At 55.5% G+C, this 3,698-nt stretch carries 3 protein-coding genes; all 3 read left to right on the top strand.

Going from position 1 to position 3,698, the window contains the following annotated elements:
* Nucleotides 1–1,040, top strand: a 1,040-nt coding sequence (locus tag CFB46_RS34855) for an MFS transporter (protein WP_143751695.1), incomplete at its 5' end; no start/stop codon positions are given.
* 132 nt (nt 1,041–1,172) lie between these two features.
* Nucleotides 1,173–2,372: a porin gene (locus CFB46_RS34850; RefSeq protein WP_089502502.1), complete on the top strand. Its 1,200-nt coding sequence runs from the start codon at nt 1,173–1,175 to the stop codon at nt 2,370–2,372.
* 232 nt (nt 2,373–2,604) lie between these two features.
* Nucleotides 2,605–3,447, top strand: coding sequence for an NAD-dependent epimerase/dehydratase family protein (locus CFB46_RS34845; protein ID WP_089502504.1), 843 nt, complete (start codon nt 2,605–2,607; stop codon nt 3,445–3,447).
* The last annotated feature ends 251 nt before the right edge of the window (nt 3,448–3,698 follow it).

The raw sequence follows: 3,698 nt of genomic DNA, 5'->3' as shown, positions 1-3,698 counted from the left end.
TGCCGAAGCGATGGTGCACCTGGCGAGCGCATCGCTCCTCGCCTCGTCAACTGTTGTATCCACTTCGATGGACGACCCATGAAACACCTCCTGGATTAAGGTGTTGCGACGACCGGTTGAATCCGCCTTGGTTTCCACAACATGAACGCGCCACCGCGGCCGGCATCTTCAACCTCGGTTCATCGACCGGAACTATCCTTGCCCCTCCGCTAGTGGCGTGGTCCATCCTCCACTATGGCTGGCAAACTGCCTTCATGATCGTTGGCGGGCTGGGAGTCCTCTGGGTCGCGGCGTGGCTTGCGTTCTATCAGCATCCAAACAGGCACTGGGCCCTCACGCCGGAAGAAAGCGCCTACATCGGCGTATCGGGCGAGCCGGAACACCGCCAGAAGCAGGATCGCCCTTCGGTACTCGCAATCCTTCTCACTCGAAATTTCTGGGGAATCGCGCTGCCACGCTTCTTCGCCGATCCGGTATGGGGAACGCTCGTATTCTGGATGCCGTTGTATCTCTCTCAGGCTCGGGGCTTCGACCTGAAAGCGATCGCGCTGACCGCATGGATGCCGTTCGTCGCTGCAGATATTGGCTGTATGGTCGGAGGACCGTTCTCGGCTTGGCTAAAGCGGCGGTGCAACATGCCGATCATCAACGGGAAACGTCTCGTATTTTCTCTGGCTGCGCTTCTTATGACGAGCATGGCGGCCGTCGGGATCGTAAAAAGCGCGAGCACGGCAGTGTTCCTTTTGTGCCTGGGCGCTTTCGCGCATCAAACGTTATCTATCACCATCATTTCAATGTCGGCAGATCTTTTCCCACGAAATCATGTCGCTACGACAACGGGTCTCGCAGGGTTTATTGCCGGAATCGGGACGTTCCTCTTCACGCTGACGATGGGCTTGTTGGTAGAGAGAATAGGCTACACCCCGTTCTTCATCATTCTGGGTCTGGGTGACCTAATTGGCGCCGCGATTCTCTGGACCATCGTTAAGCCGGCAGTCTCGACTCCGGAGTCCACTTTGATTGATAAATCAAAAGTATAGAATCGACAGCGCAGTTGAAGAAAAGGTATATCAAAGAATTGAGAGCGGTACCGCAAACCGTGACTATACGTCTATTGGAATATTCATCCATTTTAGGCATGCTAAGCATTTTATTTGGATCACTAAATAATCATGAAAATCAGAACGGCATTTGTTTCATTGTCAGGCCTGACTGTGCCATGCGGGGCTGATGCTCAAAGCAGCGTGACCCTATTTGGTGTAGTCGACAATGGTATCGTTTACCAGAACAACGCAACGAATGTCGGTGCGACCTCGCCTGCTCACTCAGACGTAAAAATGATGATCGGAGCATGGGCCGGAAGCCGTTTCGGTCTAAAAGGTATCGAGGATCTGGGAGGTGGCACGCAGGCCATTTTCCAGCTCGAAGCGGGCGTCAATACTGAGAACGACATGTCAACATTCTCCGGCGGAATTTTCACACGTCAGGCGTGGGTCGGCTTGACCGACCTCACATTCGGCACGCTGACAGCCGGTCGGCAATACACCGCTTACTACACCTTGCTCTCCCCCTATAGCCCGACCCCTTGGTTAACCGGCTATTTTGGTGCACATCCGGGCGACATCGATTCGCTCGACACCGGCTACCGTGCAAATAACTCGCTAGTTTATGTATCGCCGCGACTTTACGGGCTCACGTTCGGTGCGTCATATGCTCTCGGGGGAGTGCCTGGTAGCGTAAATGCTGGATCGACGTGGAGCGCGGAGCTTCAGTACATTAATGGTCAGTTCGGCATCGCAGCCGCGTTCCAGCGAATCAACAACTCGACGTCTGGCGGCGGTCTATGGGGTGCGAACTCGACGGCATCAAATGGTGGAGCGCAACCTGGCATTTCGGCTGTCAACAACGGCTACTCCGATGCTCAAGCGCAACAGCGTATTGCAGTGACGACGGGATACCGGTTCACGCAAGACTGGGACGTCTCGGCATCCTATTCGAACGTGCAATACGTTCCTGGTGGCGGCTCGCTGTTCCACAACACTGCGATTTTCAACACGGCGGGCGCAGTACTTCACTTCAAACCAGCGCCACAGTGGGATCTTGCGGGCGGATACAGCTATACGCGTGCAACGAAATCTAATGGGGTTCAGAATGCCACGCAGTACCACCAAATAACGCTGTCTCAGTACTACAGCCTGTCGAAACGAACCGGGGTCTACGCTGTTGAAGCCTATCAGCGCGCCAACGGCCAGACGTTGGCAGGCGGAAAGGTCATCTCAGCGACGGCATCAATCGGTGACGGATTCAACGGCGCGCCGTCTTCGGCGCACAGCCAGATTGGTCTGGGTGCGGGCTTGATCCACCGCTTTTAGGCCACCTCCGTCCGCGCCGAGTACCACAACTCAGCGTTTGCGTGGAAATTGTCCTTTTGTTTTACTAATAATGCAACAGCCGACGAAATGGCATGTTCCTCAAGCGACGACATCTTCCGGCCTCGGGCAGTAAGCCTGCAGACGCTCTGATATAGAGCTTGTGCACTGAACTATCTCCTGCATCAATTATTCGACTATGGCCCACACATTAATTCCGAACATCGTCACTTCGATGGATGCCGTCACAAGGGATCCACTCGATGGAGTCGTCACCCGATGCCGTCGCGTCTTGCTAACCGGTGCTGCCGGCAATCTCGGCCGTGTGCTTCGCCGCCGGCTTCACCGATATGCGGACATCGTCCGGTTGTCGGATATCGAACCACTGGGCGATGCATCGGCCGGAGAGGAATGCATACGCTGCGAACTGTCGGATGCATCGGCCGTCAATGCGCTCGTACGCAACACCGACGCTATCCTGCATTTCGGCGGAGTCTCGATCGAACGTCCATTTGAGGAAGTATTGCCTACAAACTTTGTCGGCACCTACCACATCTATGAGGCTGCGCGCCGCAATGGCGTCCGGCGCGTCGTATTCGCGAGCTCGAATCACGTAACCGGCTTTTACAGGCAGGGCGAGCGCATCAATACGGTCGCACCGGTGCGACCGGATGGATATTACGGGCTAAGCAAGGCGTTCGGCGAAAATGTCGCACAGTTTTATTATGATCGTTACGGCATTGAAAGCGTATGCATTCGTATCGGCTCGTCATTTCCAGAGCCGACCGACAATCGCATGCTGTCGACATGGCTTGGTTACGACGATTTAGAGCAACTCGTGTGCCGCGCAATGTTCGTCCCAAACGTTGGCTGTACGATCATCTATGGGATATCCGAAAACCGCGATGCATGGTGGGATAATACACTGGCCGCCCAACTTGGTTATCGCCCCGTGCAATCTACCGAGCCGTGGCGAGCGACTGTGGAAGCGAAGTCGATTGTAGTGCCATCTGACGACCCCGCACACCGCTTCCAGGGTGGCGCGTTTGTGAAGGCCGGGCCATTCGAAGATGCTTAGCTGTGGTCTTCGCGGTGGCGAGCGGAATCAGATCGGAATCAAGTCTTTCGATTATGTCGCTAGGGGCATCGAGCTCAACCGCTAACCAAGCCGCCGGGAATTTTATTGTTTCGCTGGTGCGATGTGAGGCTGGCCCAATTTCCGTCCCGGTCTTAGTTGGAAAATTCCGGCTCTTCGGGGTGGGCCGGATCGGCCCGATCGGTGCACTCGCGGGCGAATTCCGCCGGCGTCATCCACTGCAGCGCAGAGTG

The organism is Burkholderia sp. HI2761 (genome assembly GCF_002223355.1).
Lineage (GTDB): Bacteria > Pseudomonadota > Gammaproteobacteria > Burkholderiales > Burkholderiaceae > Burkholderia.
This window is presented reverse-complemented; position numbering and strand designations above follow the sequence as displayed.